23 protein-coding genes and 1 tRNA gene are annotated in these 23,584 nt (G+C 57.9%); 8 read left to right on the top strand and 16 right to left on the bottom strand.

Annotation, left to right across the window (positions count from 1 at the left end):
- Window positions 1–20 precede the first annotated feature (20 nt).
- Window positions 21–440, top strand: coding sequence for a host attachment protein (locus tag ACWNRM_RS09570; protein ID WP_485170568.1), 420 nt, complete (start codon window positions 21–23; stop codon window positions 438–440).
- Window positions 441–537: 97 nt separating this feature from the next.
- Here ACWNRM_RS09570 and ACWNRM_RS09565 read toward each other — a convergent pair whose 3' ends face one another.
- Together ACWNRM_RS09565 and ACWNRM_RS09560 are read right to left on the bottom strand one after the other, a co-directional pair.
- Window positions 538–1,593 (bottom strand): hypothetical protein, encoded by a 1,056-nt coding sequence (locus tag ACWNRM_RS09565; protein WP_485170567.1) that lies wholly within the window; start codon window positions 1,591–1,593, stop codon window positions 538–540.
- Window positions 1,594–2,193: 600 nt separating this feature from the next.
- Window positions 2,194–3,387, bottom strand: a complete 1,194-nt coding sequence (locus ACWNRM_RS09560; RefSeq protein WP_485170566.1) for a globin domain-containing protein — start codon at window positions 3,385–3,387, stop codon at window positions 2,194–2,196.
- 82 nt (window positions 3,388–3,469) lie between these two features.
- On the opposite strand from ACWNRM_RS09560, the gene ACWNRM_RS09555 reads away from it, so the two are divergent.
- On the top strand, window positions 3,470–3,910 hold the full coding sequence (locus ACWNRM_RS09555) for an RrF2 family transcriptional regulator (RefSeq protein WP_485170565.1): 441 nt from the start codon (window positions 3,470–3,472) through the stop codon (window positions 3,908–3,910).
- Here ACWNRM_RS09555 and ACWNRM_RS09550 read toward each other — a convergent pair.
- A complete protein-coding gene (locus tag ACWNRM_RS09550) occupies window positions 3,902–5,356 on the bottom strand; it encodes a SulP family inorganic anion transporter (protein ID WP_485170564.1) in 1,455 nt (484 codons plus the stop codon). The genes ACWNRM_RS09555 and ACWNRM_RS09550 overlap by 9 nt on opposite strands.
- A gap of 354 nt (window positions 5,357–5,710) precedes the next feature.
- Here ACWNRM_RS09550 and ACWNRM_RS09545 point away from each other — a divergent pair.
- Window positions 5,711–5,786: transfer RNA gene (locus ACWNRM_RS09545), tRNA-His, on the top strand.
- Between the two features lie 200 nt (window positions 5,787–5,986).
- Here ACWNRM_RS09545 and ACWNRM_RS09540 read toward each other — a convergent pair.
- From ACWNRM_RS09540 to ACWNRM_RS09520, 5 genes are all read right to left on the bottom strand, one after another.
- A complete protein-coding gene (locus ACWNRM_RS09540; protein WP_485170563.1) occupies window positions 5,987–7,429 on the bottom strand; it encodes a mannose-1-phosphate guanylyltransferase/mannose-6-phosphate isomerase in 1,443 nt (480 codons plus the stop codon).
- A 125-nt stretch (window positions 7,430–7,554) separates the two neighbouring features.
- Complete coding sequence (locus ACWNRM_RS09535; protein ID WP_485170598.1) at window positions 7,555–9,006, bottom strand: phosphomannomutase; 1,452 nt, start codon at window positions 9,004–9,006, stop codon at window positions 7,555–7,557.
- A 62-nt stretch (window positions 9,007–9,068) separates the two neighbouring features.
- Window positions 9,069–9,578, bottom strand: coding sequence for a hypothetical protein (locus ACWNRM_RS09530; RefSeq protein ID WP_485170562.1), 510 nt, complete (start codon window positions 9,576–9,578; stop codon window positions 9,069–9,071).
- Window positions 9,575–10,474, bottom strand: a complete 900-nt coding sequence (locus ACWNRM_RS09525) for an SDR family oxidoreductase (RefSeq protein WP_485170561.1) — start codon at window positions 10,472–10,474, stop codon at window positions 9,575–9,577. Before ACWNRM_RS09525 ends, ACWNRM_RS09530 begins: the two co-directional genes overlap by 4 nt.
- A gap of 2 nt (window positions 10,475–10,476) precedes the next feature.
- Complete coding sequence (locus ACWNRM_RS09520; RefSeq protein ID WP_485170560.1) at window positions 10,477–11,898, bottom strand: hypothetical protein; 1,422 nt, start codon at window positions 11,896–11,898, stop codon at window positions 10,477–10,479.
- 233 nt (window positions 11,899–12,131) lie between these two features.
- On the opposite strand from ACWNRM_RS09520, the gene rplM reads away from it, so the two are divergent.
- Window positions 12,132–12,608, top strand: a complete 477-nt coding sequence (rplM, locus tag ACWNRM_RS09515) for a 50S ribosomal protein L13 (RefSeq protein ID WP_023977905.1) — start codon at window positions 12,132–12,134, stop codon at window positions 12,606–12,608.
- A gap of 5 nt (window positions 12,609–12,613) precedes the next feature.
- Window positions 12,614–13,099: a 30S ribosomal protein S9 gene (gene rpsI / locus ACWNRM_RS09510; RefSeq protein WP_485170559.1), complete on the top strand. Its 486-nt coding sequence runs from the start codon at window positions 12,614–12,616 to the stop codon at window positions 13,097–13,099.
- 238 nt (window positions 13,100–13,337) lie between these two features.
- On the opposite strand, the gene ACWNRM_RS09505 is transcribed toward rpsI, so the two are convergent.
- The gene (locus ACWNRM_RS09505; protein WP_485170558.1) at window positions 13,338–13,538 is read right to left on the bottom strand and encodes a DUF2256 domain-containing protein; all 201 of its coding nucleotides are present in this window, start codon (window positions 13,536–13,538) and stop codon (window positions 13,338–13,340) included.
- Window positions 13,539–13,714: 176 nt separating this feature from the next.
- Here ACWNRM_RS09505 and ACWNRM_RS09500 point away from each other — a divergent pair, with 176 nt between their 5' ends.
- Window positions 13,715–14,524 carry an alpha/beta fold hydrolase gene (locus ACWNRM_RS09500; protein WP_485170557.1) on the top strand — a complete coding sequence of 270 codons (810 nt, stop codon included), beginning with the start codon at window positions 13,715–13,717 and terminating at the stop codon, window positions 14,522–14,524.
- Window positions 14,521–15,369, top strand: a complete 849-nt coding sequence (locus tag ACWNRM_RS09495; RefSeq protein WP_485170556.1) for a sugar phosphate isomerase/epimerase family protein — start codon at window positions 14,521–14,523, stop codon at window positions 15,367–15,369. Before ACWNRM_RS09500 ends, ACWNRM_RS09495 begins: the two co-directional genes overlap by 4 nt.
- A gap of 49 nt (window positions 15,370–15,418) precedes the next feature.
- On the opposite strand, the gene arsH is transcribed toward ACWNRM_RS09495, so the two are convergent.
- The 7 genes from arsH to panB form a co-directional block, all read right to left on the bottom strand.
- Window positions 15,419–16,111, bottom strand: a complete 693-nt coding sequence (gene arsH / locus ACWNRM_RS09490; protein ID WP_485170555.1) for an arsenical resistance protein ArsH — start codon at window positions 16,109–16,111, stop codon at window positions 15,419–15,421.
- 40 nt (window positions 16,112–16,151) lie between these two features.
- Window positions 16,152–16,505: an ArsR/SmtB family transcription factor gene (locus ACWNRM_RS09485; RefSeq protein WP_485170554.1), complete on the bottom strand. Its 354-nt coding sequence runs from the start codon at window positions 16,503–16,505 to the stop codon at window positions 16,152–16,154.
- A gap of 113 nt (window positions 16,506–16,618) precedes the next feature.
- Entirely contained in the window at window positions 16,619–17,479 is an 861-nt protein-coding gene (locus ACWNRM_RS09480; protein ID WP_485170553.1) for a glucose 1-dehydrogenase, read from the bottom strand.
- Window positions 17,480–17,918: 439 nt separating this feature from the next.
- A complete protein-coding gene (locus ACWNRM_RS09475; protein WP_485170552.1) occupies window positions 17,919–19,241 on the bottom strand; it encodes a PepSY-associated TM helix domain-containing protein in 1,323 nt (440 codons plus the stop codon).
- A gap of 455 nt (window positions 19,242–19,696) precedes the next feature.
- Window positions 19,697–20,425 (bottom strand): SDR family oxidoreductase, encoded by a 729-nt coding sequence (locus tag ACWNRM_RS09470; protein ID WP_485170551.1) that lies wholly within the window; start codon window positions 20,423–20,425, stop codon window positions 19,697–19,699.
- Between the two features lie 110 nt (window positions 20,426–20,535).
- Window positions 20,536–21,381 carry a pantoate--beta-alanine ligase gene (panC, locus tag ACWNRM_RS09465; protein WP_485170550.1) on the bottom strand — a complete coding sequence of 282 codons (846 nt, stop codon included), beginning with the start codon at window positions 21,379–21,381 and terminating at the stop codon, window positions 20,536–20,538.
- Entirely contained in the window at window positions 21,378–22,196 is an 819-nt protein-coding gene (panB, locus tag ACWNRM_RS09460) for a 3-methyl-2-oxobutanoate hydroxymethyltransferase (RefSeq protein ID WP_485170549.1), read from the bottom strand. Before panB ends, panC begins: the two co-directional genes overlap by 4 nt.
- Before the next feature lie 228 nt (window positions 22,197–22,424).
- Between panB and ACWNRM_RS09455 the strand changes: the two genes are divergently transcribed.
- Window positions 22,425–23,522 carry a branched-chain amino acid aminotransferase gene (locus ACWNRM_RS09455; RefSeq protein WP_122048973.1) on the top strand — a complete coding sequence of 366 codons (1,098 nt, stop codon included), beginning with the start codon at window positions 22,425–22,427 and terminating at the stop codon, window positions 23,520–23,522.
- The last annotated feature ends 62 nt before the right edge of the window (window positions 23,523–23,584 follow it).

The following is a 23,584-nucleotide window of genomic DNA, read 5'->3' as shown; positions in this document are numbered from 1 at the left end:
GTGAATACAGGAGATGTCTTATGGCCGTTCAGGACCCAGTACTTTATGCAGTTTGCGATGGAGAAAAGGCACGCTTTCTGCGCTATGATGGCCAGCAGATGCGAACGATCCAGCGATTTGGTGCCCATGATAAGGCGACCGATGCAGCAGGGGATGTTGCTTCGATAAAGGAGCCCCGTTCGGATCCGAAAGTGCAGGTCAAGGAGCGGTTTGCCAGACAAATTGCTGAAGAGATCGAGACGGCGCTGGGTGACAATCCTGCTCTTGAAGGACTTGTGCTGGCGGCAGCGCCTCACGTTCTGCATGACATTCGTGAGCATCTTTCCAAGGCAACCAGCAAAAAGCTCATCAAGAGTGAGAGCAAGGACCTGACGAATATTCCTGATCAGGACCTTTTGAGCCATTTCGATCGTCCTGCAACAGGCTGGCCGAAACCCTGAGGCGATCATGCGTCCTGCTGGCAGCCACCCAAGGAGAGGTAAGCTTCTTATAGGGTGGCGCATACTGTACCTCTGATGTGACCCGGAACAGGGCAGGTCAGAGGGATAATTCAGTAGGAACCGCAAACTCCTCCCACTCCAGCTGATTCGTCGAGGTCAGTTCATAAGTGCCATTGGGGTGAGAACACAGATTGCCCAGGCGTGACCTTATGAGATGATGCGGATTGCGCGCGCTTTTCACGAGCTGAAAACCGGAAATACGTGGCTCATTTGAGGACAGGATCACCCCCTCATTCTCGTAGAGATAGAGCGTTTCATCACCGATCCTGATCTCGAGAAACAGATTCCCTCCAAAGCGTTTGATCGTGATAGGGCGGTGAAGTGGCGCGCCTCCGAGCAGATCTGTGCCGATAAAGGTGCGATTGGGGACATCATAACTTAGAAGATGTCCGTGAAAGCCTAATGGTGCCGTAATAAGCCGCCTCATGCCGCACCCGAGTACGGTTGATCGATTAATATCTTTCCCATGACGCATATACTCCCAGGGTAGATTGCGACAGATCGCAGCCTCATCAAGGCGCCCACGCTCAGAGAGACGGTGGGACAGGCGTCCTATCTCGAGCGCTCTGCCAAGAAGCGGCTTGAGATTGTCATGGGCAAAAATAGCCGGAGCCAGAAGGGTTTGATATGATCGATCGGGTCGATCATGAATGTTTCGCAGAAAGAGCGCCTCGACGTTATTGAGACTTGTGCGGCGCTCTTTGGAGAAGGCATGACAGATCTGTTCTCGCGAGCCATGAGCGAGTGCATCGATCAGGCGAAAGAACTTGTGACGTCCTGTAAATGCGTAGGGAATGAAGTGATCTGAGTAGAAACTCGGGATTGATGTGACATCATGGCCTGACAGCTTTTCCGCAATCAATGTCGCATGATACGTATCGTGTTGATGATAGGGATCATGAACGATAAATACGCGACCACTTACATCATCACGGTCGATGAACATCCCGCGCAGCTCTTCGCAGAAAAACCGGTCGACATGGCCCGGATCGACATTGCAAATGGCCGGATCTAGGGAGTATTTGGGCACCATCGCAAAAACAGTTCTGGCTTCGAGCCTTTTTGACCATACCAAAGCCGGGTGGGCGCCCATGGAATACCCCAGGATAACCCTGTTTTCGATCGTATCGAGGCGAGTATTGATTAACGCGATAACCTGATCGACTTCCGGCGACCGAAACCAGTGTGCCCTTTTCGTCGTAATACCGATGCTGCGGATATTGCCGATGCGGAGAGGCCTCTCGCCAAAAAATTCCTCCGTGGCCCGATTGCATAAATCAATACCACAAAAGGTAATGACGGCGTATTGACTATCACCTTCTAATTAGTGAACGACCAGATCGTCACCTTCAAAGATAACCGCCATCACATCCTTCCTCTGAAAGCAAAGGTCGGTGGATTACAGGATGTCTTGCAAGGAACAAAGAGATAAAATATTTCTGAAGAACAAATATGTATGTTAAATTAAGGTAATAGCCATCAATGTAAATAAATATAAGCAATTTAAATGAATCTATTTATTATTTACAGAATTAGTATATTTTTTCAAAAAAAAGTTTCGTGATTACATTAAACATGCCAATAATTACAATCGTTCTATATTAATAACCGTGGTCCGTCTGCAAAAATTACAAGTATAGCGAGCGGTTTGGCGTATTGCGCTGGTTCCGTGGCGCCATACGCCTGAGGTATCTCAACCGGGGAGAGGTTCGTCGGAGCCGAAGAATTCATGGTGCAGGCGGTCATCTGGAACATTGCACTGGCGAAGACCGCCGATCAGGTCACGCTGAAAGGTCCGTGGACCGCAAATAAAAATGTGGGAATTAGCCTCAATATGATCGACAATCCAGCGGGCTGAAATACGACCGGCATGGGTCGGGGCCGTCACGTTGCCGCTCTTGCCAGAAGTGCTGAATAGATCGATGCGGCAGGCACCTGGTGTCGCGGCGACGTCTGACAGTGCCTTGCGAAAGGGCATGCGAGCAATATCATGATCGCCATGAATTAGTCGGATTGCTGGACCCGCGTTCTGGCTGCATGCGGCCAGGATCATGCTCATAAAGGGCGTGATACCAATACCGGCACTGACGAGGGCAACTGGCGCGGCGCCGATACTTGTCAGGGTAAAATTGCCTGCGGGCGGCGCCACATCAAGTAGGTCGCCCTCTCTGAGCGTATCGTGGAACCAGCGCGATACCTCGCCCAAAGGGTCGCGCTTGACCGAAATCCTGTAACCGCTCGAATCGGGTGCGCTTGAGATGCTGTAACTGCGCCGGGTGGAGAGGCCATTGCGGTCAAGGCGGAATGTCAGGAACTGGCCGGGCTCATGGCACAGCACTGGCTTGCCGTCTTCAGGCACCAGCCAGAAAGAGGTAACGGCATCATTCTCTCGCATTATGGAGGCAACCCGGAACGTACGCCATTCGCGCCATCCACCGGGCAACGCCGCGCGCTCAGCGTAAATGCTGGCTTCCCGATCAATCAGCATGTCGGCAAGGAAACGGTATGCATCCGCCCAGGCGTCAATGATTTCGGGAGTCGCGGCATCACCCACTACTGTCTTGATTGCGCCCAGAAGCGCCTTGCCCACCACTGGGTATTGCTCAGGTTTGACCATGACAGCGACATGGCGCTCGATAATCAAGCCGAGCGCGGCCTCCAGCTTTTGCGGATGTTCGATATGCCGTGCATAGGCCAGAACCGCTGCCGCCAGGGCGTGGGGCTGACGACCATTGGCCTGATCGGTCTGATTGAACATGGCTGCAATCGCAGGATCGCGCATCAGAGCGCCATACATGGTCTTGGTGATCTCTACACCATGGGCCTCCAAAGCGGGGATTGTCGCCTTGATGATGCCGGCAGTGCCGGATTTGAGCGGTGCGATCATCCTTCGACTCCTAAAAGATGCAAACAATATACATCTTTTAGGGTAAATGCACTTAACATGTAAATATGATATATCTTCAAATATGCGCCTGACCCTTCATACCGATTATGCCTTGCGCACCCTGTTCTACCTCGCCCTCAATCCCGATCGCCGTGTGTCGATTCATGAGATTGCCCAGCGCTACGACATCTCCGAGAATCATCTCGTGAAGATTGTGCACCGGCTGGGGCAGGGAGGGTTCGTTGCGACCATGCGTGGGCGTGGAGGCGGCCTCGTGCTTGGTCGCCCTGCTGAAGAGATCAATATTGGAGAGCTTGTGCGCTTTACCGAGGAGGATATGGCCCTCGTCGCCTGCTTTCAGACCGGCCAGACCTGTCTTCTCACCGGTGTCTGCCGCTTGCAGGGGGTACTGAATGAAGCGTTGGGTGCATTCATGGCCGTGCTGGATCGGCAAAGCCTTGCCGATCTTGTTGCGTCGCCAGGGCGGGAGGCTCTGGCGAAACGCCTTAACGGTTCACATTGAGAGCAGGGGCTCGTCTGACTGCTCGGCGATAAGACCATGACGCCGGCTATGGAGTCCCTCGACACGCACAGTGATTGATCTGCCCTGGAGCTTGCTGACGATCTTCTCCAGAATATCGACCGACGTGATATCCCAGAATGTCGCATCAGCCAGATTGATCTCGACCATCGGTGCTTTGGTCTGGAAATCGATCGCATCGTACAGCATGTCAGCCGAGGCGAAGAACACCTGGCCGTGCACCAGATACAGATCAGCTTCAGCCGATTTCCGGCTTTCGACACGCAGCATGCCCATGGCCCGCCAGGCAAAGAAAACGCCGCTCAGCAGCACACCAACCGCCACGCCAGCTGCAAGATCATGCGTGGTGACCGTGACAATCACGGTGATGATCATGACCAGGCTGGAAAGCTTGGGGTGACGCATGAGATCACGCAGCGAGCCCCATGCGAATGTGCTGACTGACACCATGATCATGATGGCAACAAGCGCTGCCATGGGAACACGCGCAACATAGCTGTGCAGGAGGACCATCAGGATCAGCAGGAAGGCACCCGCCGTGAAGGTGGAGAGTCGCCCGCGGCCGCCATAACGCAGGTTGCCGACCGTCTGGCCAATCATGCCGCAGCCTGCGATGCCACCAAAAAGTCCGACCAGTATATTGGAAATGCCTAGCCCGGTGCATTCCATGCGCGGTGCGCCATGGGTGTCTGTGTGGTCATCCACCACACCCGCGGTCATGAGGGATTCAAGCAGACCCACCGATGCCATTGCCAGCGCATAGGGCATGACAATCTCGAATGTCTCGAGCGTAAGGGGGACATGCGGCAGGGTAAAGCCAGGCAGGCCGGTGGGCAGGGCGCCAAGATCAGCCACCACATGCACAGGCATCGGGTACCAGATGGTGATGAGTGTCAGGACGACGATACAGATAAGGGGGGAGGGGATGGCCGTTGTCAGCTTCGGTAGCAGGTAGATGATGGCAAGGCCAAGCGCGATCAGGGCATAGGTGTGCCATGTCACATGCAGCATCTGCGGCACCTGCGCCGAGAAAATCAGGATGGCCAGCGCATTGACGAAGCCGGTCTGCACTTCTTTCGAGACGAAGCGCATGAGCACATGCAGTTTCAGCAGGCCGAATACGATCTGCATGGCGCCAGCGACCAGCGTGGCCAGAAACAGGTACTGGATACCGTGATGGTGCACGAGCGCTGCGGCAACAAGCGCCACCGAACCGGCAGCGCCGGAAATCATGCCCGGTCGGCCACCTGTAATGGCAATCGCAACGCTGATGACAAATGACGCGTAGAGCGAGACAGCCGGTGAAACACCCGCAATGTAGGAAAAGGCAATGACTTCTGGAATGAGCGCAAATGTGCCCACCATGCCAGCCAGCACCTCGCGCAGCGGGCTGAAAGCCCACTGTGCGCGATAAGTCGAGAGGTTCAAGGGACGATTCCTTTCGTCGGTCAAGGATCAGCAAGGTCTCGTCGTATTCCGGCCCGACGCGGCAATGATGTGCAGAACCTAGAAAGAGCCGTCTCCCTTAGCAAGGGGGGCTGCTCAGAATACATGTCTGGCATTGCGGCTTATGCTGATTGAGCTGGTATTGGCCAGCAGGAAGAGGTTCGTGCTCCGTGCGTAACGTGCCTCTGTGGGTGTCAGGGAATAGAGCAGCGCGTCCGCAAGGCGTTGCGCCAGCCAGAGCGGCCAATGGCTGGTTTCCCCTCAGGGTAGAAAAGAATCTCGATAAAGGGGCTAGACGACAGCCCCGCATTTCTCTAAATCGAGCGTCGCTGTGTGGCGGATGTAGCTCAGTTGGTAGAGCGCCGGTTTGTGGTACCGGTGGTCGCGGGTTCGAGTCCCGTCATTCGCCCCAGCATTTTCCACAAAATATGATCATACGGTGCATCGAAAGTATTCGCGCAGCTCGTGGTGCGCCCTGCTCAACGATGATAATTTGCTTACCCTGATAACCCATCTGGCGGCACCCCGAGCGGGAAGACAGTCATCATGTCTGAATGTCGGCTCATCCGGCCTCCTGGCATGTGAGAGCTCATGCCAGGCCGGTTGTTTCAATCAGATGCGCGCGTACACATCTTCAAGGCGAACAATATCGTCCTCACCGAGATAAGGCCCGGATTGGACTTCGATCAGGGTGAGCGGAATCCGGCCGGGATTGGCGAGGCGATGCGTGCACCCCAGTGGCAGGTATATGCTCTCGTTTTCCCGAATGATGATTTCTTCCCCATCACGTGTCACGACAGCTGTGCCTGCGACTACCACCCAATGTTCGGCACGATGAAAATGCTTCTGGAGCGAAAGCGTGTGACCGGGATCGACGTGGATACGCTTGACCTGAAAGCGGTCCCCCTGGATCAGGCTCTCGTAAAATCCCCAGGGCCTGTACATGCGGTTATGCGCTGAAGCCTCGGCACGTCCCGCTGCGGTCAGCCGCGTCACCATTTTCTTGACGTCCTGAGCCCTGTCGCGATGCGATACCATCACGGCGTCTTCCGTGACGGCCACGACAAGATCTTGCACACCCATCACAGTCGTAACCGCGCCGTCCGAACGCACATAGCAGTTTCGTGCTTCATCGAGGAACACATCGCCCGAGATGACATTGCCGTTTTCGTCCTTGGGGCTGATTTCCCAAAGCGCATCCCAGCTACCGATGTCAGACCAGCCAAAACGGGCTGGTACGACGGCGGCATGTCTGGTGCGCTCGGCAACGGCATAATCGATCGAGATATCTGGTGACCGACTGAAAGATTCGCCATCCAGGCGCTCGAAATCAAGATCTGTTTTTCGGCTTGCGACAGCCCGACCAACATGAGCGTAAATCTCGGGTTCAAAAGTCTCGATTTCACGGAGCAGCGTGTCGGCGCGTGCGACGAACATGCCCGAGTTCCAGGAATATCGTGGATCCTGTATCAGCCTCTCGGCATTGGCGAGATCTGGCTTTTCCATGAAGCGCGAGACCTCAAATGCGCCCTCCACCTTTTTGAGGGCATCGCCGCGCTCGATATACCCATAGCCTGTTTCGGGCTTTGTCGGTTCAACTCCGAAAATCGTAACATACCCATTTTCTGCCGTTTCTGCGGCGATCTCGAGTGTCGAGAAAAGAGCATCAAGATCGCTTATGGCGGCGTCGGCTGCCATGACCCAGAGAATGGCGTCAGGTGCCTGTTCTGCCACCAGGAAGGCTGCGGCAGCTATGGCAGGAGCCGAGTTTCGTGCGGAGGGTTCGAGCACGATCCTGGCCTTGTCGACACCAATGTCGCGCAGCTGTTCTGCGATGATGAAACGATGTGACTCATTGCATACCACGATAGGTGGTTCCAGTCCGGCAGCATCGCCACGCAAGGCCGTCTCCTGAAGGAGCGTCTTGTCTGTCAGGAGCGGCCAGAACTGTTTTGGAAAACTGCTCCTGGATACAGGCCAAAGGCGACTGCCCGAACCACCTGAAAGAATGACAGGGACAATACGACGGGCGGTGTTCAGGGATTCAGGAGACAAGACGCGATCCTGTAAGATGGAGGGCGCCGCCAGGCGGCGCAGGGCATGGCGTTTGCGCCGGTGCGCGACGTGAACCGGAGCAGGTACCGATATCAGTTTGCCGAGCCTAATCTAGCCCTTATTGGTCAGTTGCGCCAAGGGGTGGCAAGGGCGAGACCTATGGCAAGGATTCGAGTGGCCTGCATGAGGCTGTCTGCCTCAGCATAGATCCTGAGTTCAGGGGCGTTACCTGAGGGACGAAAATGTACGATGTCATGATTTTCGAATGTAAGGCGCAGGCCATCCGTCTCGTCAGTGTGCACGATCCTGCCGCATGATTCGACAAAGGGGTCGAGCGTTGAGCTTCGGGCAAGAGTGTCTCGAAGGGTATCAATCCCTCGCCGGCTTTCACGGCTGCCAAGCGGCGTGATCCGGTCGCTCACCGTATATCGTGGCGGCAGGGAAGCGACCAGTGCGCAGAGATCGTCGTTGAGATCCCGGGCAGCCATGAGCGCACAGATCATTGGCAGAACGGCGTCACGCGTGGGTAACGCGCCCAGCATGCGCGCATCGAGTGAGACAGGTGTGGCAAGCAGGAAGCCACCATTGGCTTCGTACCCGGCGGCGGGAGACAGACCCGCTTTTGCTGCCTCCATCATGGCGGATACGACGTAGGGCGAGCCTATGCGTGTGCGAATGATCTTTTCGGCAAATCCGGCTTTTTCCAACGCCGTATTGCTGTTGATCGGTGTGGCAACGGCCTGCGCCCTGAGATAGCGGGCTGCCAGAATACCCAGAACGTCGCCGCGAAGCCATTGTCCTGAGCGATCAGCAATGAGCGGACGGTCTGAGTCGCCATCAGTGGTCAATATGGCGTCATAAATGCCCTGCGCGCACCATTCACCGGCAAGTGCGGCGTCCTCGGGGCGGACCGCTTCGGTATCGACCGGCATGAATGTCTCTGAACGCGCCAAAGGTGTCACCTTGGCACCGAGGGCTTCCAGAATGCTGACCAGGCAATCACGCCCGACGGCAGAATGCTGATAAACGCCAAGGTTCAGGTCCTTAAGCGCCTGCCTTCCGAAAAAGCCGCTGTAACGTTCGATATAAGGCGTAAGAACATCCACAGGCTCTGGCAGGGCGTCATCGTGAATAAGGCGACCCTGATCATCAAACCAACTGGCGGGCAGGGTGACGGATTGCCCACGCATGCCGGGTTCGTCTTCCTTGAGAAACTCGCCATATGCACGGTTGAACTTGATGCCATTGCGATCGGCAGGAATGTGGCTGCCTGTGACCATAAGCGAGGGTATGCCACGCGCGTACGCATAGAGGCACAAAGCGGGGGTCGGAACATAGCCGCAGAAAACCGGGACCCCACCCGCCCAACGAACCGCGGCGGAACAGGCGCGCAGGATACGAGGTGTGCTCGGTCTGAGATCGCCTGCCAGCGCGACGGGGCATCCGGCCGCGAATTCTCCCAGGCTCGCAAGATGCTGAAGATATCCGAGCACATAGGCAAAGCAGACATCATCGCGCATGGCCGATACGAGGCCTCGGGCACCACTTGTGCCGAAGACGACGCCCGAGCGCGTCATCCACATATCAATGGTCATGCCAGCGGGAGTGGGGGTGGTTTGCGTGTTCATGATCGCGAGGCCTAGACGCGCCCATAGCCGAAGCTGTTGCGCGCGCGGGGTGCCAGACGGCAGCATTTCCATCCCCCTTCACCCATATCCGGCGTGTTCTGGTCGGTCGCGGGGGTGAGGTAGCCGTCAGGCAGCAGCACGTAGTGAGTGATGTGCAGCTCTGGCCCCTTGAGGAAGACATTGCGCCAGATCCTGCCGTCCACCGTATATTCCCTGAGTGTCCAGGTGCCATCGAGTGTATCGGCCCGGTTGAACATCATGTCTTCAGCCCAGAATGACTGGCGATGCAGACGATAACGGCCCGATGTGGCGGTTGGCGCGCCATCCAGAACCAGCTCGATCGAGATATTGCCCTGCGGTGTAGGGAGCGGGTTGAACCCGTACCAGTCACCGAAAACCGGTCCTGTTGGGTCGGTGCAGCTCGCCAGGGAAGTGCACGACACCATCGCCACAAAAAGGCAGCCAAGGCGAGAGAGGCTTTTCAGGGCACGGGGTGCGGGCTGGGGCATGGGACGGGTCATGGGCGCATTCCTGAGGAGAAGGGGGCCTGTTCGGAGGCGGGGGAGAAGAGACGGGACAGCCCGACCTCAAGCGGAACCGGCGTTATTCCCAGTTGCTCCTGCATGGGCTGGATGGGAAAGGCCTTGTCCTCGAGCAGGCGTCGTATTTCGGCGCGCCCTATGGTGGGAAATCCGGGCAGCTTCGCTGCGAGAGGGGCAAGGGCCTCGAGCAAGGGGCTGGGCAGGGGCAGAAAAAGCCGACGCCCCAGACCGGCAGCCGTGAGGATCGCCTCAATGAATTGCCGGTAGGTGACAGCCTGCGGACCGGCAATGACGAGCGATTCAGGGCCGTTCAGCCTGTCAGTTTCAGCCAGCTCCAGTGCGGCAAGTACTGCGCGTGTCACGTCATCCTGATCGATAGGCTGCACCAGAGAGCGCCCGCCATTGGGCAAGGGAATGACGGGCAGGCGTTTCAGCAGGCTGGCCAGGCGCTGCACATTGTCCTCCCCCTGTGCGCCATAGATCATGGTCGGATGCAGGATCATGCCTTTGCGCCCCGAAGCGAGCAGGGCAGATTCGCCTGCCAGCACGCCATTGCCATGCGCGTCGGGCCAGCGTGTGAATTTTCGCGTGCTGCCAAGGGCAATCAGGCGGGCGCCGACCGGTGCGGCGGCGAGAATGGCAGGAATGAACCGGGCATGAGCAGTCGAAACGATCCGCTCAGCCCCAGCAAGAGCCGCGACAAGGGTGGTGTTGTTGTTCAGATCGGCCATGCGCACAGCGCTGTACCGGGCGCTCACAAGCTTTTCCGGTGACCGTACCACGGCAATGACCGTCTCCCCCCGCGCAGCAAGCGCCCGGGCAATGGCAGTGCCGGAGCGACCGCTGGCCCCGATCAGATGGATGGGTGACGCCATGATTAGTGCAACGTCGTGGTCAGGATGGGAGGGGATGACCATGCCCGCGCCACGGCGGGATCCTGTGTCAGGGGTTTGACCATTCTGATCATGCCGGGACTATCGAGCGGCATTGGCGGACGGAAGGAAAGCGTCAGGCTCTTGCCGGTTGGGGCCTGGACGAATTCAGGAAGCGCACTCAGTCCCGGCACCTTCTGGACGATGAACCCCAGTAACATGAGAAGTGTGGGCTTGATTTCATCCAGGGTCATTTTGCGTTGGGCGGCAATGCGGGTCAGGAGTGCGTCGATATTACTGCCTTCGTCAGCGTAGGTCAGATTGGTCGAAACCAGGGCCGGCAGGTGCGCGTCATCAAAATGTTCGAGATTGTTCATGACGAGCCGGGCACTGACCGTGAAGGATTTCGGGGTAGTGGCCGTCAGGTCGATATGGCCCGTGCGGGTGGTGGTATTGAAGGATATGGTCTGGTTGACCGTGTCGATATGAATGACGGGCGGCAGGACAAGCGCAAGGGGTGATGACGGATTGATCCTGAGAGACGAATGGCGCGTCTCCCCGCGTGTTTCGATCGACGTGCCTTCCTTCCAGCGACGCATTTCACTGGCCTCGGAAGCCAGTTGCAGGTTGAGGAAGGAGAAAGCGAGGCCCTTTGTCTCGGTTCTGGCAGGTGTTTCCAGCGTATCCGACAAAAGCGCGACATGGTTGGGTATGACGCCGCCGCTGAACTGTTCCGCCCAGTTCACATAGCGTGCGTAGCGTATGCCACTCTCTTGCAGATCGGCAATATCGATGCTGACGGGGGTAGCCGCCTGACGAGTACTCTGCGCCAGCATGCCAGCAATACGGCTTTCCCGTGTGCAGAGCACATGGCCGTCATGCAGAGTGCCAGCATTGCCCTCATCATGTCCGTAATTATCGAGAGAAGCATGACCAATGGTCAATGTGCAGCCGCTTGAGGCAGTCAGGGTCACATCATGGACCTGGCCATGACGGAAGTGGATCTGTGAGGCTGGGGGTAATGTCACGACGTCACGTTTCTCGCGACTGAAGGGTGGCAGGAGGAGCTTCTTGATGGTCACTTCGCCGATTGAACCGCTCACCGGCCCCTGAAGCGTCACATGATCAGCGTGGATCCTGGAAAAACCCAATCCTGTGGCGAGATAACCACTTGGGTTGTTTATGGTCAGATGCTGCGCTGCGAGGGTTACATCCCCCCTGATGAACCGGGCATTCTCGAAACCTGCGCCGCGAGCAAGGAAGCGTGGGTAAGCCCGATCATACTCGAAACGTGAACCGGGTGGCAGATTGGCCCGCAGACTGGCCAGGGCACGTTGCAGTTCGGCCCTGGATTCGTGGCGAACCCCGATGGCACCCAGACCAACGACAACAAGGCACAGGCCCGTGGCGAGCAGGGGTCTTTTCACGTCAGATCATCCTCTTGAAACGGCTTCAATCGACTGGCGGCATGTTAGTGCGGCTTTGCAACAGGGACAATCTCGGACATTTTAATGCGGTATCATGATACCGTTGATGAAAAAATGGCGGAAAACAGCCATTTTTGGCATGGTGAGCAGAGTCGAAAAAGCTTGACCTGCAAGCGGACGCGCCCCATAAGGCGGCCCCAATACCAACACATGTTGCTGGATCAGTCAGAATCATGAAGACCACACTTTCGTTGAAGCCTGCAGAGGTGACGAAAGGCTGGACCCTGATCGACGCCGAAGGGCTCGTTCTTGGCCGCCTCGCCACTATCATCGCGACCCGCCTGCGCGGCAAGCACAAGCCCCAGTACACCCCGCATGTCGATTGCGGCGACAACATCGTCGTGATCAACGCCGAGAAGATCGTCCTGACCGGCAACAAGGTGGGCCAGAAGCTGTTCCACTACCACACGGGTCATCCCGGTGGCATCAAGGAGCGCACCATCACGCAGCGCCTCGAGGGCAAGAACCCCGGCAGCGTGATCGAGAAGGCAGTCGAGCGTATGATCACGCGCGGCCCGCTTCAGCGCGCCCAGATGAAGCATCTGTACGTCTATGCCGGTGACAAGCACCCGCATGAAGGCCAGCAGCCGGTGAAGCTGGATGTTGCGTCCATGAACCGCAAGAACACCCTCAATGTGATCGAGGCCTGAGAGATATGTCTGAAACTCAAGAGCGCACAGGTACGCTTCAGGACCTCGCCGGTATCGCTCCTGCCACGCAGGCTGCCCCGGTTCACGAAGTCAAGCGCGACGCACAGGGCCGTTCCTATGCAACGGGTCGTCGTAAGGACGCCGCGGCTCGCGTCTGGATCAAGCCTGGCAAGGGTGACATCATCGTCAATGGCCGTCCGGTCACGACATATTTCGCTCGCCCGGTTCTGCGCATGCTGATCACGCAGCCCTTCCTGCTGACGGATCGCTACAATCAGTTCGACGTGTATTGCACGGTCAAGGGCGGCGGTTTGTCCGGCCAGGCTGGTGCAGTACGTCATGGCATTTCGCGCGCCCTGACCCATTATGACCCCGCTCTGCGTGGTATCCTGAAGGTTGCAGGCTTCCTGACGCGTGACAGCCGCGTTGTCGAGCGCAAGAAGTACGGTCGCGCCAAGGCACGTCGTTCCTTCCAGTTCTCGAAGCGCTGATCCCTGCCGGGGCTTTGGCTCCGGAAGCGTCGATCTGCTCATACGGAACGTTTCAGAAAAACCGCTCTCGCAGGAGAGCGGTTTTTTTGTTGTCTCGGATTATATCCTAAGAGCCATCATCTTTCGGCCTGGCCCTGTTATCGGAGGGATACGGTCCAGGTCGGGGCAGTATAATGCACCGCAGGAACGTTGCCATTGCAGTCTGGCGATCCAGGGCAGGTAAGATTGGACTTTTGTCTCACACGTTCCCGGTAATGTCGCCATGCGACGGAGCCTTGCCGTCATCGCGTCGACAACGTTCCGAGCAGTAGCGCACATTCTCCCAGTCACGTGCCCATTTCTTGCGCCAGAGGAACGGGCGATGGCAAACGGGACATGTCTTCTCAGGCAGGTCCGCCTTGTCTGGTCGGGGTGGGAGGCGCCCTTTTCCACGGGTCATGACGGTTTTTCCTTTTATGAGCGACCGATCTGAACGCTCGGAGGCTCTGAGGTTTTCACGTTGTTGCGTGACGATCGTTTCATGAAACCCGATCCCGTCTCTGGACGCTTGCGCAGCCATAGGAACATCAAGTGCTGGCGGTATCCTGTATGCCGCTTCATCCGGAGGAATGGCCCTTGCCCAGAATTACTGCCAGTGACGGAACGACTCTCTATTATGAGGAGCAGGGCAGCGGGCGACCACTGATCATGATCCACGGCTGGACGTTCTCAGGCCGTTTCTTCCATCGCAATATACCGGCGCTGGCGGAGAAAGCGCGTGTCATCACCCTCGACCTGCGCGGGCATGGCGAGTCTGGAAAGCCGGACCACTCCTATCGTATCCCCCGCCTCGCAGCAGATCTGCGTGACCTGATTGCACAGCTTGGTCTTGATGATGTCACCGTGCTGGGCTGGTCCATTGGCTGCCCGATCATCTGGTCGTACCTCGAACTGTTCGGCAAGGCGCATTTGCGTAATGCCATCTTTGTGCAGCAGACACCGCGGCAGTATTTTTCTTCGGAATGGAAATATGGTCATGCAGCCTGTTACGATCAGGCCGGTCTGGCCGAAACCATCCAGAAGCTCACCCTGACGCCGGAGGCATTCGACCAGCAGAATTTGTCTGATTGCCTTGCCACAACCCTGCCGGATGAGGAGCGTGGTATGCTTCTGGCCGAAATGGCCAAGAGTCCGGCTCATGCTCGGGCGGCAATGATGGCAGATCATACCGTTCATGACTGGCGTGATCTGCTGCCCCATATCGATCTGCCTGCCCTGATGATGGTCGCCCGCAAGGATGCCGTGCTGGTGCCGGAAGGCCCGGCCTGGGTGGCAGAGAACATGCCCAATTGTGATGTGCTTCATTTCGAGGACAGTTCACACATGCTCTTCATCGATGAGACCAGGAAATTCAATCAGGCTGTTCTGGAGTTTCTTGACCGATGAGCGGCTTCCCTTTCACGTTCGGTATGAACCAATTCACGACCCAGCCCTGGTCGTTCGAGCAGGATGTCGCGCATTATGCCCAGCTCGGTGTACAGGCGATCGAAATCTGCGAAGCCAAGCTCGATCCGGATAACGCGCCCCAACAAATGGAGATGGCGAAGGAGGCCGGGCTTGCCATCAGTGCGGTACAGCCAGCCATACGCACGTTTTTCGGCAGTCAGATGGCGCCAGAGCCGCAGGCAACACAGGCGCGTGTGACGGCTTTTGCGGAGAGCCTGAAGCGCCTCGCACCCTATGCCGAGGGCGCGTCATTTGTAATGAATACCGGGGCACCACCCAAAGGCGATATGCAACGCTGTCTGGACGAGACGCAAAAACATCTGCGCACCCTCGCTCCGCTTGCGGCTGATCTGGGTGTCAAGCTGGCCATCGAGCCACTCAACCCTGTCTCGATCAATGTCGAGACGGCCATTTGGACCATTGATCAGGCGTTGGATGTCATTGAGGCCGTTGGGCACGCCTCATGCGGGCTCTGCCTGGATTACTGGAACATCTGGCAGCAGCCTGACTGCGCCGAAGCAATCAGACGGGCAGGCACGGCAATTTTTGTCGTGCAGGCCAGTGACTGGCGGACACCACGTTCCGGCATGGATCGTCTGATCCCCGGTCAGGGGGGCATTCCGCTTGGGATGCTGATGAAGGCAACTTACGATGCCGGATACCGAGGCGCCTGTACGGTCGAGATTTTCTCATCTGGCGTCAATGACAGTCTGTATGATCAGGATATGGCCGCCGTCATCCAGAAAAGCCGTGACGGGCTTTTCGCGGCATGGCAGGAAAGCTAGGCTATCAGGGTGCCTGGTGGCATGAGGGTGGCGTCGTGCGCCACAGGAACTACAAGGCGTCTGACAGGTTGAAAACAGCCTTGCGTTCGCTGTAACGGTCGACAAGGTAGGCCGAACGATCCCGGGTCAGCAGGGTGAACTTCATTAGCTCATCCATGACATCCACCAGGCGGTCATGCAAAGATGAGGGGCTCATACGATCGTTCGCGTCGAATTGCTTGTAGGCCATTGGAATGCTGGATTGATTGGGTATGGTGATCATTCGCATCCAGCGGCCAAGAATCCTCAGGGCATTGACCGTATTGAAACTCTGTGAGCCGCCGCAAACCTGCATGACAGCAAGTGTTCTTCCCTGCGTAGGGCGTATGGAGCCGGTTTCGAGCGGTAGCCAGTCGATCTGATTCTTGAACACAGCCGTCATCGTGCCGTGCCGCTCAGGGCTGCACCATACCTGTCCTTCGGACCAGAGAGACAGGGCGCGTAATTCCTGCACTTTCGGATGATCGTCCGCTACGGAATCTACCATCGGTAGACCCGTCGGGTCAAAGATCCGTGTTTCTGCACCGAGCGCCTCCAGGATACGCGACGCCTCAAGCACCAGCAGCCGGCTGAATGAACGAGGCCGAAGTGAGCCGTAGAGCAGAAGGATACGGGGGCTATGGGTGGCGCGATGGCACGGCTCGAGCCTGTCTGGGTCGATCGCCTGAAGATGGCGAGGATCGTAAAGCGGTGTATGCGTCATGAGATCATGTCCTGTGCACGATGAGCAAGGAAGGCTGCGTTCAGCCTTTCGGCTTTGCACCCATGGTGCAGAGATGCAGCCCGGACAGGATAGGCTCCGCAAAATCAGGCCGTTCAGCACAGCATTCCGACAGTAGAAACGCCATCAGCTCCGCCAGCTGGCTGACGGCAGCGCGATAGATCACCACACGACCGCGTCGCTCCGAGGTAAGGAGCTCTGCGCGATGCAAGATGGCCAGATGGGTCGATACCGTGTTCTGTGGATGACCGAGCGTACTGGCGATATCGCCAACGCACAGGCCTTCAGGTTCGTGACGAACAAGAAGGCGAAGGATTGTGAGGCGCGTGCCCTGTGAAAGCGCAGAGAAAGCTGCGAGAGCTTCATTAGTATCCATATATCTGGATTAATGGATAATTCAGTCGTCAACAATCTCTGAGGCCATGCAGGATGATCAACGTATCGTGTGAGGCACAGAGCGTTATAGACCCTTGCCCCACACGACGGTGGCTAGCCGTTGATGATCGTGCCACCGTTCACATGCAGCGTCTGTCCTGTCACGAAGGACGAGTCGATGCTGGCGAGATAGACATAGGCCGGTCCCAGTTCAGCCGGGTCGCCGCAACGATCCATCGGCACAGAGCTTGCCAGCGCAGAAACTTCATCCGGATCAACCGGCCCCCAGCTTGCCGGCTGCAGCGGTGTCCAGACGGGCCCTGGCGCAACGGCATTGACCCGGATCTCCTTGGAGACCAGCTCAAGAGCGAGAGCCCGGGTAAAGCCCATCTCGGCAGCCTTCGTGGTAGAATAGGCCAGCAATCCCGCACTGCCGCGATAAGCATTGATGGATGAGGTGTTGATGATGGCGCTTCCTTTGCCCAGATGCGGAAGGGCCGCGCGCGTCAGATAGAAATAGCCATTGATATTGGTGTCCATATGACGCTGCCATTCATCATCTGTGATGCTGGCGCTGTCCTGATTGACCACCTGCCATCCGGCATTATTCACGAGAATATCCAGCCCGCCGAACGCTTCTACGGTCTGCTTCACGGCATCATTGCAGAAGGCGCTGGAGCGTATGTCACCAGCAATGGCAATCGCCTTGACGCCCTCTTTCTCGATCTGGCTGACGGTCTCCTGCGCATCTTCATGTTCCTCAAGGTAAAGGATGACAACATTGGCGCCTTCGCGGGCGAAATGCAGGGCAGCTGCACGACCAATGCCGCTATCAGCGCCGCTGATCAGTGCTGTCTTGCCAGAGAGCTTGCCACTTCCGCGGTAGCTGTCCCGGATATGAACGGCCAGCGGGTGCATTGCCTTTTCGACACCGGGTTGATGGGATTGTGACTGGGGAGGGATCTGCTTGGGCATGGGCTGGTTCCTTTGGTCAAACGACCTCTGGTTCAAATTCACGGGTCTGTGATGAAAGCCCGAAAGCCTGCGTCGTTCCTGACAAACAGCATTTCTCAATCGTTTGTGAAGTCGGCCGTTTCCCCGTTGGACGCGGAGGTACGGTTGATTCCCGTGGCCGAGCCCTGTGAGGGATGGCTTGAGATCCTCGATCAGGGCGAGGCATATCATGATGCCTGTTGCAGCGTGTGCTCCTGGATAACGGCCAGGATATTTGAACGCGCCGGCTGACCGATCCGCTTTGTTCGGGTGAAATGACAGATATCCTACGCAGGCACGTTGCCCTTCAGGACGTGCGTGATCGCCCTTTCCAAATCAGGGCATCACCTATTCAGGTGGATTTTCGAGCAAGGTAATGCCAGGCGGGATTGATGAGGCGAAGGATGATCCGGCAAGTGTATTATGGGTGCATCTTTCGCGAATGACGGGCCGCCTGCAAGGCAGACCGGCGACGGGCGCGACGCTTGCCAAGCCAGATGAGAACGCCCGTAATGGCCAGCAAAGCCGTAACAATACCGCTCAGGCAGACCAGAATACGTCCCGGCAACCCGGCAATGCGCCCGCTATGGAAAGGGTCCTGTATCTGCAGGATCATGTCACCAAGACGGCCCTGGGGAGGCATGACGGCTTGTTTTGTTGCGCCGGTTTGCAGGTCTACCGTGACGAGTGGACTGCCAAAGCCGGAAGGGAAGCGATCCGTATCGCTGAACAGATAGAATATGGCCGTATCGGGTGCATGGGTCAGCATCAGAGCTGCGGGTCTGGCGGACCATCCATGCATGAGTACCCATTCATGAGCACGATTTTCGGCCTGTTCGAGAGTAAGGGCGTGAGGGCCTCCAGGCAGGGCAATTTCGGGTTGCGGTGCCGCAAGGGGAAACAGGGTGCTGACAGCGGGCTGGAAGACTTGTGGACCGAGGGCCAGCGCGACCCCACTGATTGCCATGCCAAGAAACAGCAGCCACAGCCATAACCCTACGGCTCTATGCAGATCGAAAAACAGGCGCAGAGCGTTGCGGGGGGACGCCACCAGCCAGGATTTTTTCCATCCTGGCCAGAATCGTTGCCGCCAGGGAGCAATGGCGGGGGGGAGGGTAAGAAGCAGCCCGTTGAGGCAATCAAGGCTCCAGATCAGTGCGGTGATACCGACAATCCAGAGCCCCGTCTGACCGGCAACCAGCGAATAATGCAACCTGTAGATGAAGGGCAGCAGAGCACGCCGCCCGAGGCAACATCCCTCACTCAGGCGCCCACCCAGCTCATCTCCGTTCGCGGGGTCGAGAAAGATCTCGTCCCACGAGGGGTTACCGGCACGGTCTTTGAGGGGGGAAAGATAGGCGTGAATTGTCTCGAAACGGGCAGGCCGATAATCGAGCAGGATGAGCGATTGACCGGGGTGCCGTGTCTCAATACCCCTGATCAGGTTCGCTGGTGCCAGATGACTGTCCATATGCTGCGTTGTGAAGAGATCCGGATTGAGCATCCGGTCAAGCTCGACACGAAAAACACTGACACTGCCCGTGAGCCCGAGCACGATCAGCAGCGGAGACAGAATCAGCCCGATATAGCGATGAAGAACCAGCAATCTGGAGCGGGTAGGACGCAGTGGCCACAGGAGGTGGTCGATGTCCCTTTTGGGGCCGTCACTCCTGGTGCGACAGGGTCGTGAGGGGGCTGACACGCTGCGAATGAGGTCGTTCCAGTCACGAAAGCTTGAGCTCATTTCTCGCTAGAGATCGCGCAAGTAATAGTCAATCGCAATATCGGCGCTGTGGGAGTTTTCCTGTTTTCCAATGTAGCGCGCTGCGGCAAACCATCGCGCCAGGTGATGCAGCCGTACCGGATCAACGAGACCCTACGCCAGGCAGGTGATGTCATCCTGCAGGTTGCTGACGGGGACGAGGGTGGCGTGGTGTCGCTGCGGATACGGTCAGGACAGGCTCTTTGCCTATATCGCGGTTGTTTCCGTCCGAGGCCGCAGGCGATTGTCAGCGCTGCGGAATCTTTCTCCAGGCCAGCGTGGAACGGATCCGAACCAGGGATAGCCGCCCTCGACCCCCCAGGGTGGCGCTCTCGGGGCACTTATAAAACAAAACCCCGCCTGCAAGGCGGGGTTTTGTTCCTGTCAGACAGGGGTTTCTTGGTTTTCAGGCTCAGACGAGCCTGACGGTCTGTGGGTCAGACGTCAAAGCCGTTCGGAAGCAGGACCAGGTCACGAACGACCGTGCCCTTACGGCGCGTCAGCATGAAGATCAGCGCTTCAGCCACATCGGAAGGCTGCATCATGCCGCCGCCTTCGAGAGCAGCCTTGCGACGCTCGGGGTCCCAGTCATTGATCAGAGGCGTGACAACCGGGCCGGGCTGGATCGCGCCGACGCGAACGCCATGCGGTGCGAGCTGACGGCGGCAGGTGTGGGTGAAAGCCTGCACGGCATATTTGGAGCCGGTATAGATCGGCTCGGCCACGATCGGCACCACGCCTGCCACGGAGCTGGTAATGATGATATCGCCGCTGCCCTGCTTGATCATGGGCACCATGGCGACGCGCGCCGAGTGGAATGCCGCATTGATGTTGAGGTTCAGCATACGGTCCCACACATCCGGGTCGCCTTCCCAGGCGTTGCCACCGACATAGGAGCCAGCATTGGCGAACATGATGTCCAGGCGGCCCTGCTCGGTCAGTACGGTATCAACGGCCTGCTGGATGCTGGCATGACGGAAGAGGTCGACCTCGACGCCGTGCAGCTTTTCACCGAGCTCGTCGCGGGCCTTTTCCATGGCCGCCTTGTCGCGGTCGAGGACATAGACGATAGCGCCGGCCTTGATGAGATGACGAACGCATTCCAGACCGATGCCGGAAGCACCACCCGTAACGGCGGCGACCTTGTCCTGTAGCGGAAGCGACATGCTTGCATACCTTCTTGTGCATCGGTGCCTTCCGGCAGGAGGGCACCGGAGGCCCGACAAACCGGTCGCGCCTCAATATGCGGGTATCATGGCACGGCCCCGCCGCAGAACTAAATAACGATATTGTCAATAAGGCGCACAGAATCGAGAGCGGCGGCTACCAGTAATCGAAGCGATCCCTGGTCATATTTTGTTGCGAATACATCGCTGATCGAAGTCAGGCTCTCCGCCTTGCAGCAGGCGAGATAATCAATTGACTGAAAACCGGACCGGGCAAGCCTTGCCCTGGCCTGAGCCAGTGCCTCGGTCACAGGGGCACCTGCCCTCAACTGCGCCGCAGCCTCCTGCAGCGTGTCATGGAGTTTCGGAGCAATGGCACGCGCTTGCGGGGACAGCCGACGATTGCGCGAGGACATTGCCAGACCATCGGCTTCACGCAGGGTCGGGCACGCCACAATGTCGATCGGTATATTCAGATCCTGAACGAACCGGCGGATGATCTGAAGCTGCTGCCAGTCCTTTTCACCGAAAAACGCGATATCCGCCTGCGTGATGCCGAAGAGCTTTGTCACCACGGTCGCCATGCCATCGAAATGGCCTGGCCTGTGGGCGCCCTCCAGCATTTCCGTCATGGTCATGACCTGCACACGGCTGTTGAACCCCGCCGGATACATGGTGTCGACCGAGGGGATGAAAATCGCGTCCGCATCGCCCAGAAGGGCGATATCGGCCTCCTCCGTACGGGGATAGGTGGCGAGATCCGCCGGATTGTTGAACTGCGTCGGGTTGACGAAAATCGAGACGATGACCCGGGCGGCTTGCTTGCGCGCCTGTTTGACGAGGCTCAGATGGCCTTCATGCAGGGCGCCCATCGTGGGGACGAGCCCTGTCATTTCTCCCGCCTCTTTCCAGCGCCGGGCGGTCTGGCGCAGTGTCGCGATATCGCGAATGATCATGAGCGCTCTCCAAAGCTGTGCTCGGCCCCCGGAAAGGCGCGCGCCCGAACGTCCTGCGCATAGGCGGCGAGAGCCTGTTCGGCCTGCTCGGCAAGATGGGCATAACGCTTGACGAATTTCGGTTTGAAATCGGCAAAAAGCCCGAGCATGTCGTCAATGACAAGGATCTGGCCGTCACATTCAGGCCCGGCGCCAATACCGATCGTCGGGATCGTCAGAGCCTGCGTGATGGATTCACCGAGCATGCGAGGCAGTTTTTCGAGCACGACGGCAAAAGCGCCTGCCTCCTGCACAGCCTGGGCATCGCCCATGACGCGCTGTGCATCCTCATCGCGGCCCTGAACCTTGTAGCCGCCCAGAGCATGCACGGCCTGCGGGGTAAGTCCCACATGGCCCATGACCGGAATGCCGCGCGCCACCAGAAAGGCAATTGTCTCTTTCATATGCACGCCGCCTTCGAGCTTGACCGCGCTCGCGCCGGTCTGGGCGAGCAGGCGCGACGCATTGCGAAAGGCCTGGGCCGGGCTTTCCTCATACGAGCCAAAGGGCATGTCGACCACGCACAAGGCACGCGTGATGCCGCGCATGACGGCCTGGCCGTGCAGGATCATCATTTCCAGGGTGACACCCAGCGTGGAGGGCAGGCCATGCAGGACCATACCAACGCTGTCGCCCACCAGAACGATATCGCAGGCCGCATCGGCAAGGCGCGCCACCGGTGTCGTATAGGCGGTAAGGCACACAAGGGGCGCGCCACCTTTTTGCGCTTTCACGGCCTGGGGGGTGAGGGTCCGGATGGGGGTCGATGCGCTCATGATACGCCCTTCTGCTCATCAGCCTCTGTCACAGGCCTGTCTATGGTCCGTTTGCCTGATGCGCTCGGTGAGTTTCCGCCAGCACGGCTCGGCACCTTGCCGGGTGGCAGGAAAGGCTCACGAAAGCGTCAGACAAGGGGCTGTTCTTCTCTCTCCCTATCAAAGGGTGTCAAGATGCAGCGAACGGGATAGAGTGCGCTGACTGTTGACACGAAAATGGATCAGACCATGGTTTCCGAGAGCGCAGCCCTGCATTTCACCATCGAGCCCACCAGCAATCCGACTCCTGCGGATCACCGTGCGGATCTTATTGCCAATCCCGCTTTCGGACGTGTCTTCACCGACCATATGGCCATTGTGAAATACACCGAGGGCCGCGGCTGGCACGATGCGCGCATCACCGCGCGCAAGCCGCTCACCCTCGATCCGGCGGCTTCGGTCCTGCATTATGCGCAGGAAATTTTCGAGGGGATGAAGGCTTACCGCACCGAAGGGGGGGGTATTGCGACGTTCCGTCCCGAGGAGAATGCCAGGCGCTTCAGGGCTTCGGCAGAGCGTATGGCCATGGCCGACCTGCCGCAGGAAATTTTTATGCAGGCCGTCGATGAGCTCGTGAAGATCGATCAGGACTGGGTGCCGACCGGTGAGGGCAAAAGCCTCTATCTGCGACCTTTCATGATCGCGACGGAAGTGTTCCTTGGCGTCAAGCCTGCATCCGAATATCTGTTCATCGTCATTGCCTGTCCTGTGGGCGCCTATTTCGGTTCCGGCTGCGTTTCCGTATGGGTGTCGGAAGATTACACGCGTGCCGCACCGGGTGGCACGGGGGCTGCCAAGTGTGGTGGCAATTACGCTGCAAGCCTTGTGGCCCAGCGCGATTCCAAAACGCATGGCTGCGATCAGGTGCTGTTCCTCGATAGCCGCGAGCAGCGTTTCGTCGAGGAGATGGGGGGCATGAATGTCATGTTCCTGCGCGATGACAACACACTGGTCACGCCTCCGCTGACGGGCACCATCCTGCCAGGCATTACGCGCGATGCCATCCTGCAGCTTGCGAAGGATCGCGGTCTGAAAATCGAGCAGACCCCGCTTGAGATCGACGAGATTTTCGCCGGTGCCGCTTCTGGCCGCTACAAGGAGGCCTTTGCCTGCGGAACGGCTGCCGTCATCAGCCCGATCGGCGCCCTGCGTCGCACGGGTGGCGAGGCTGTCTTTGGCGACGGCAAGACGCCGGGTGAGGTCTCGCTTGCGATCAAGAAAGCCTTGACCGACATTCAGGCCGGCAAGACCAATGATGCGCATGGCTGGATCCACGCCATCACCTGAAACCAGTTTCCAGGGTTGCCAGGGGTCCTGTCATGGTAGGACCCTGTCATGACAGGGCCCAT

Source organism: Asaia sp. A2 (assembly GCF_057319415.1).
The sequence above is the reverse complement of the archived record's forward strand: the minus strand, read 5'-3'. Positions and strand labels throughout refer to the sequence as shown.

What these genes read in the sequence shown, in the direction of transcription:
- ACWNRM_RS09570 (WP_485170568.1), top strand. Translation starts at nt 21, where the DNA reads ATGGCCGTTCAGGACCCAGTACTTTATGCAGTTTGCGATGGAGAAAAG.
- ACWNRM_RS09565 (WP_485170567.1), bottom strand. Translation starts at nt 1,593, where the DNA reads ATGGGCGCCCACCCGGCTTTGGTATGGTCAAAAAGGCTCGAAGCCAGA.
- ACWNRM_RS09560 (WP_485170566.1), bottom strand. Translation starts at nt 3,387, where the DNA reads ATGATCGCACCGCTCAAATCCGGCACTGCCGGCATCATCAAGGCGACA.
- ACWNRM_RS09555 (WP_485170565.1), top strand. Translation starts at nt 3,470, where the DNA reads ATGCGCCTGACCCTTCATACCGATTATGCCTTGCGCACCCTGTTCTAC.
- ACWNRM_RS09535 (WP_485170598.1), bottom strand. Translation starts at nt 9,006, where the DNA reads ATGACGCGCTCGGGCGTCGTCTTCGGCACAAGTGGTGCCCGAGGCCTC.
- ACWNRM_RS09530 (WP_485170562.1), bottom strand. Translation starts at nt 9,578, where the DNA reads ATGACCCGTCCCATGCCCCAGCCCGCACCCCGTGCCCTGAAAAGCCTC.
- ACWNRM_RS09525 (WP_485170561.1), bottom strand. Translation starts at nt 10,474, where the DNA reads ATGGCGTCACCCATCCATCTGATCGGGGCCAGCGGTCGCTCCGGCACT.
- rplM (WP_023977905.1), top strand. Translation starts at nt 12,132, where the DNA reads ATGAAGACCACACTTTCGTTGAAGCCTGCAGAGGTGACGAAAGGCTGG.
- rpsI (WP_485170559.1), top strand. Translation starts at nt 12,614, where the DNA reads ATGTCTGAAACTCAAGAGCGCACAGGTACGCTTCAGGACCTCGCCGGT.
- ACWNRM_RS09505 (WP_485170558.1), bottom strand. Translation starts at nt 13,538, where the DNA reads ATGACCCGTGGAAAAGGGCGCCTCCCACCCCGACCAGACAAGGCGGAC.
- ACWNRM_RS09495 (WP_485170556.1), top strand. Translation starts at nt 14,521, where the DNA reads ATGAGCGGCTTCCCTTTCACGTTCGGTATGAACCAATTCACGACCCAG.
- arsH (WP_485170555.1), bottom strand. Translation starts at nt 16,111, where the DNA reads ATGACGCATACACCGCTTTACGATCCTCGCCATCTTCAGGCGATCGAC.
- ACWNRM_RS09485 (WP_485170554.1), bottom strand. Translation starts at nt 16,505, where the DNA reads ATGGATACTAATGAAGCTCTCGCAGCTTTCTCTGCGCTTTCACAGGGC.
- ACWNRM_RS09480 (WP_485170553.1), bottom strand. Translation starts at nt 17,479, where the DNA reads ATGCCCAAGCAGATCCCTCCCCAGTCACAATCCCATCAACCCGGTGTC.
- ACWNRM_RS09475 (WP_485170552.1), bottom strand. Translation starts at nt 19,241, where the DNA reads ATGAGCTCAAGCTTTCGTGACTGGAACGACCTCATTCGCAGCGTGTCA.
- ACWNRM_RS09470 (WP_485170551.1), bottom strand. Translation starts at nt 20,425, where the DNA reads ATGTCGCTTCCGCTACAGGACAAGGTCGCCGCCGTTACGGGTGGTGCT.
- panC (WP_485170550.1), bottom strand. Translation starts at nt 21,381, where the DNA reads ATGATCATTCGCGATATCGCGACACTGCGCCAGACCGCCCGGCGCTGG.
- panB (WP_485170549.1), bottom strand. Translation starts at nt 22,196, where the DNA reads ATGAGCGCATCGACCCCCATCCGGACCCTCACCCCCCAGGCCGTGAAA.
- ACWNRM_RS09455 (WP_122048973.1), top strand. Translation starts at nt 22,425, where the DNA reads ATGGTTTCCGAGAGCGCAGCCCTGCATTTCACCATCGAGCCCACCAGC.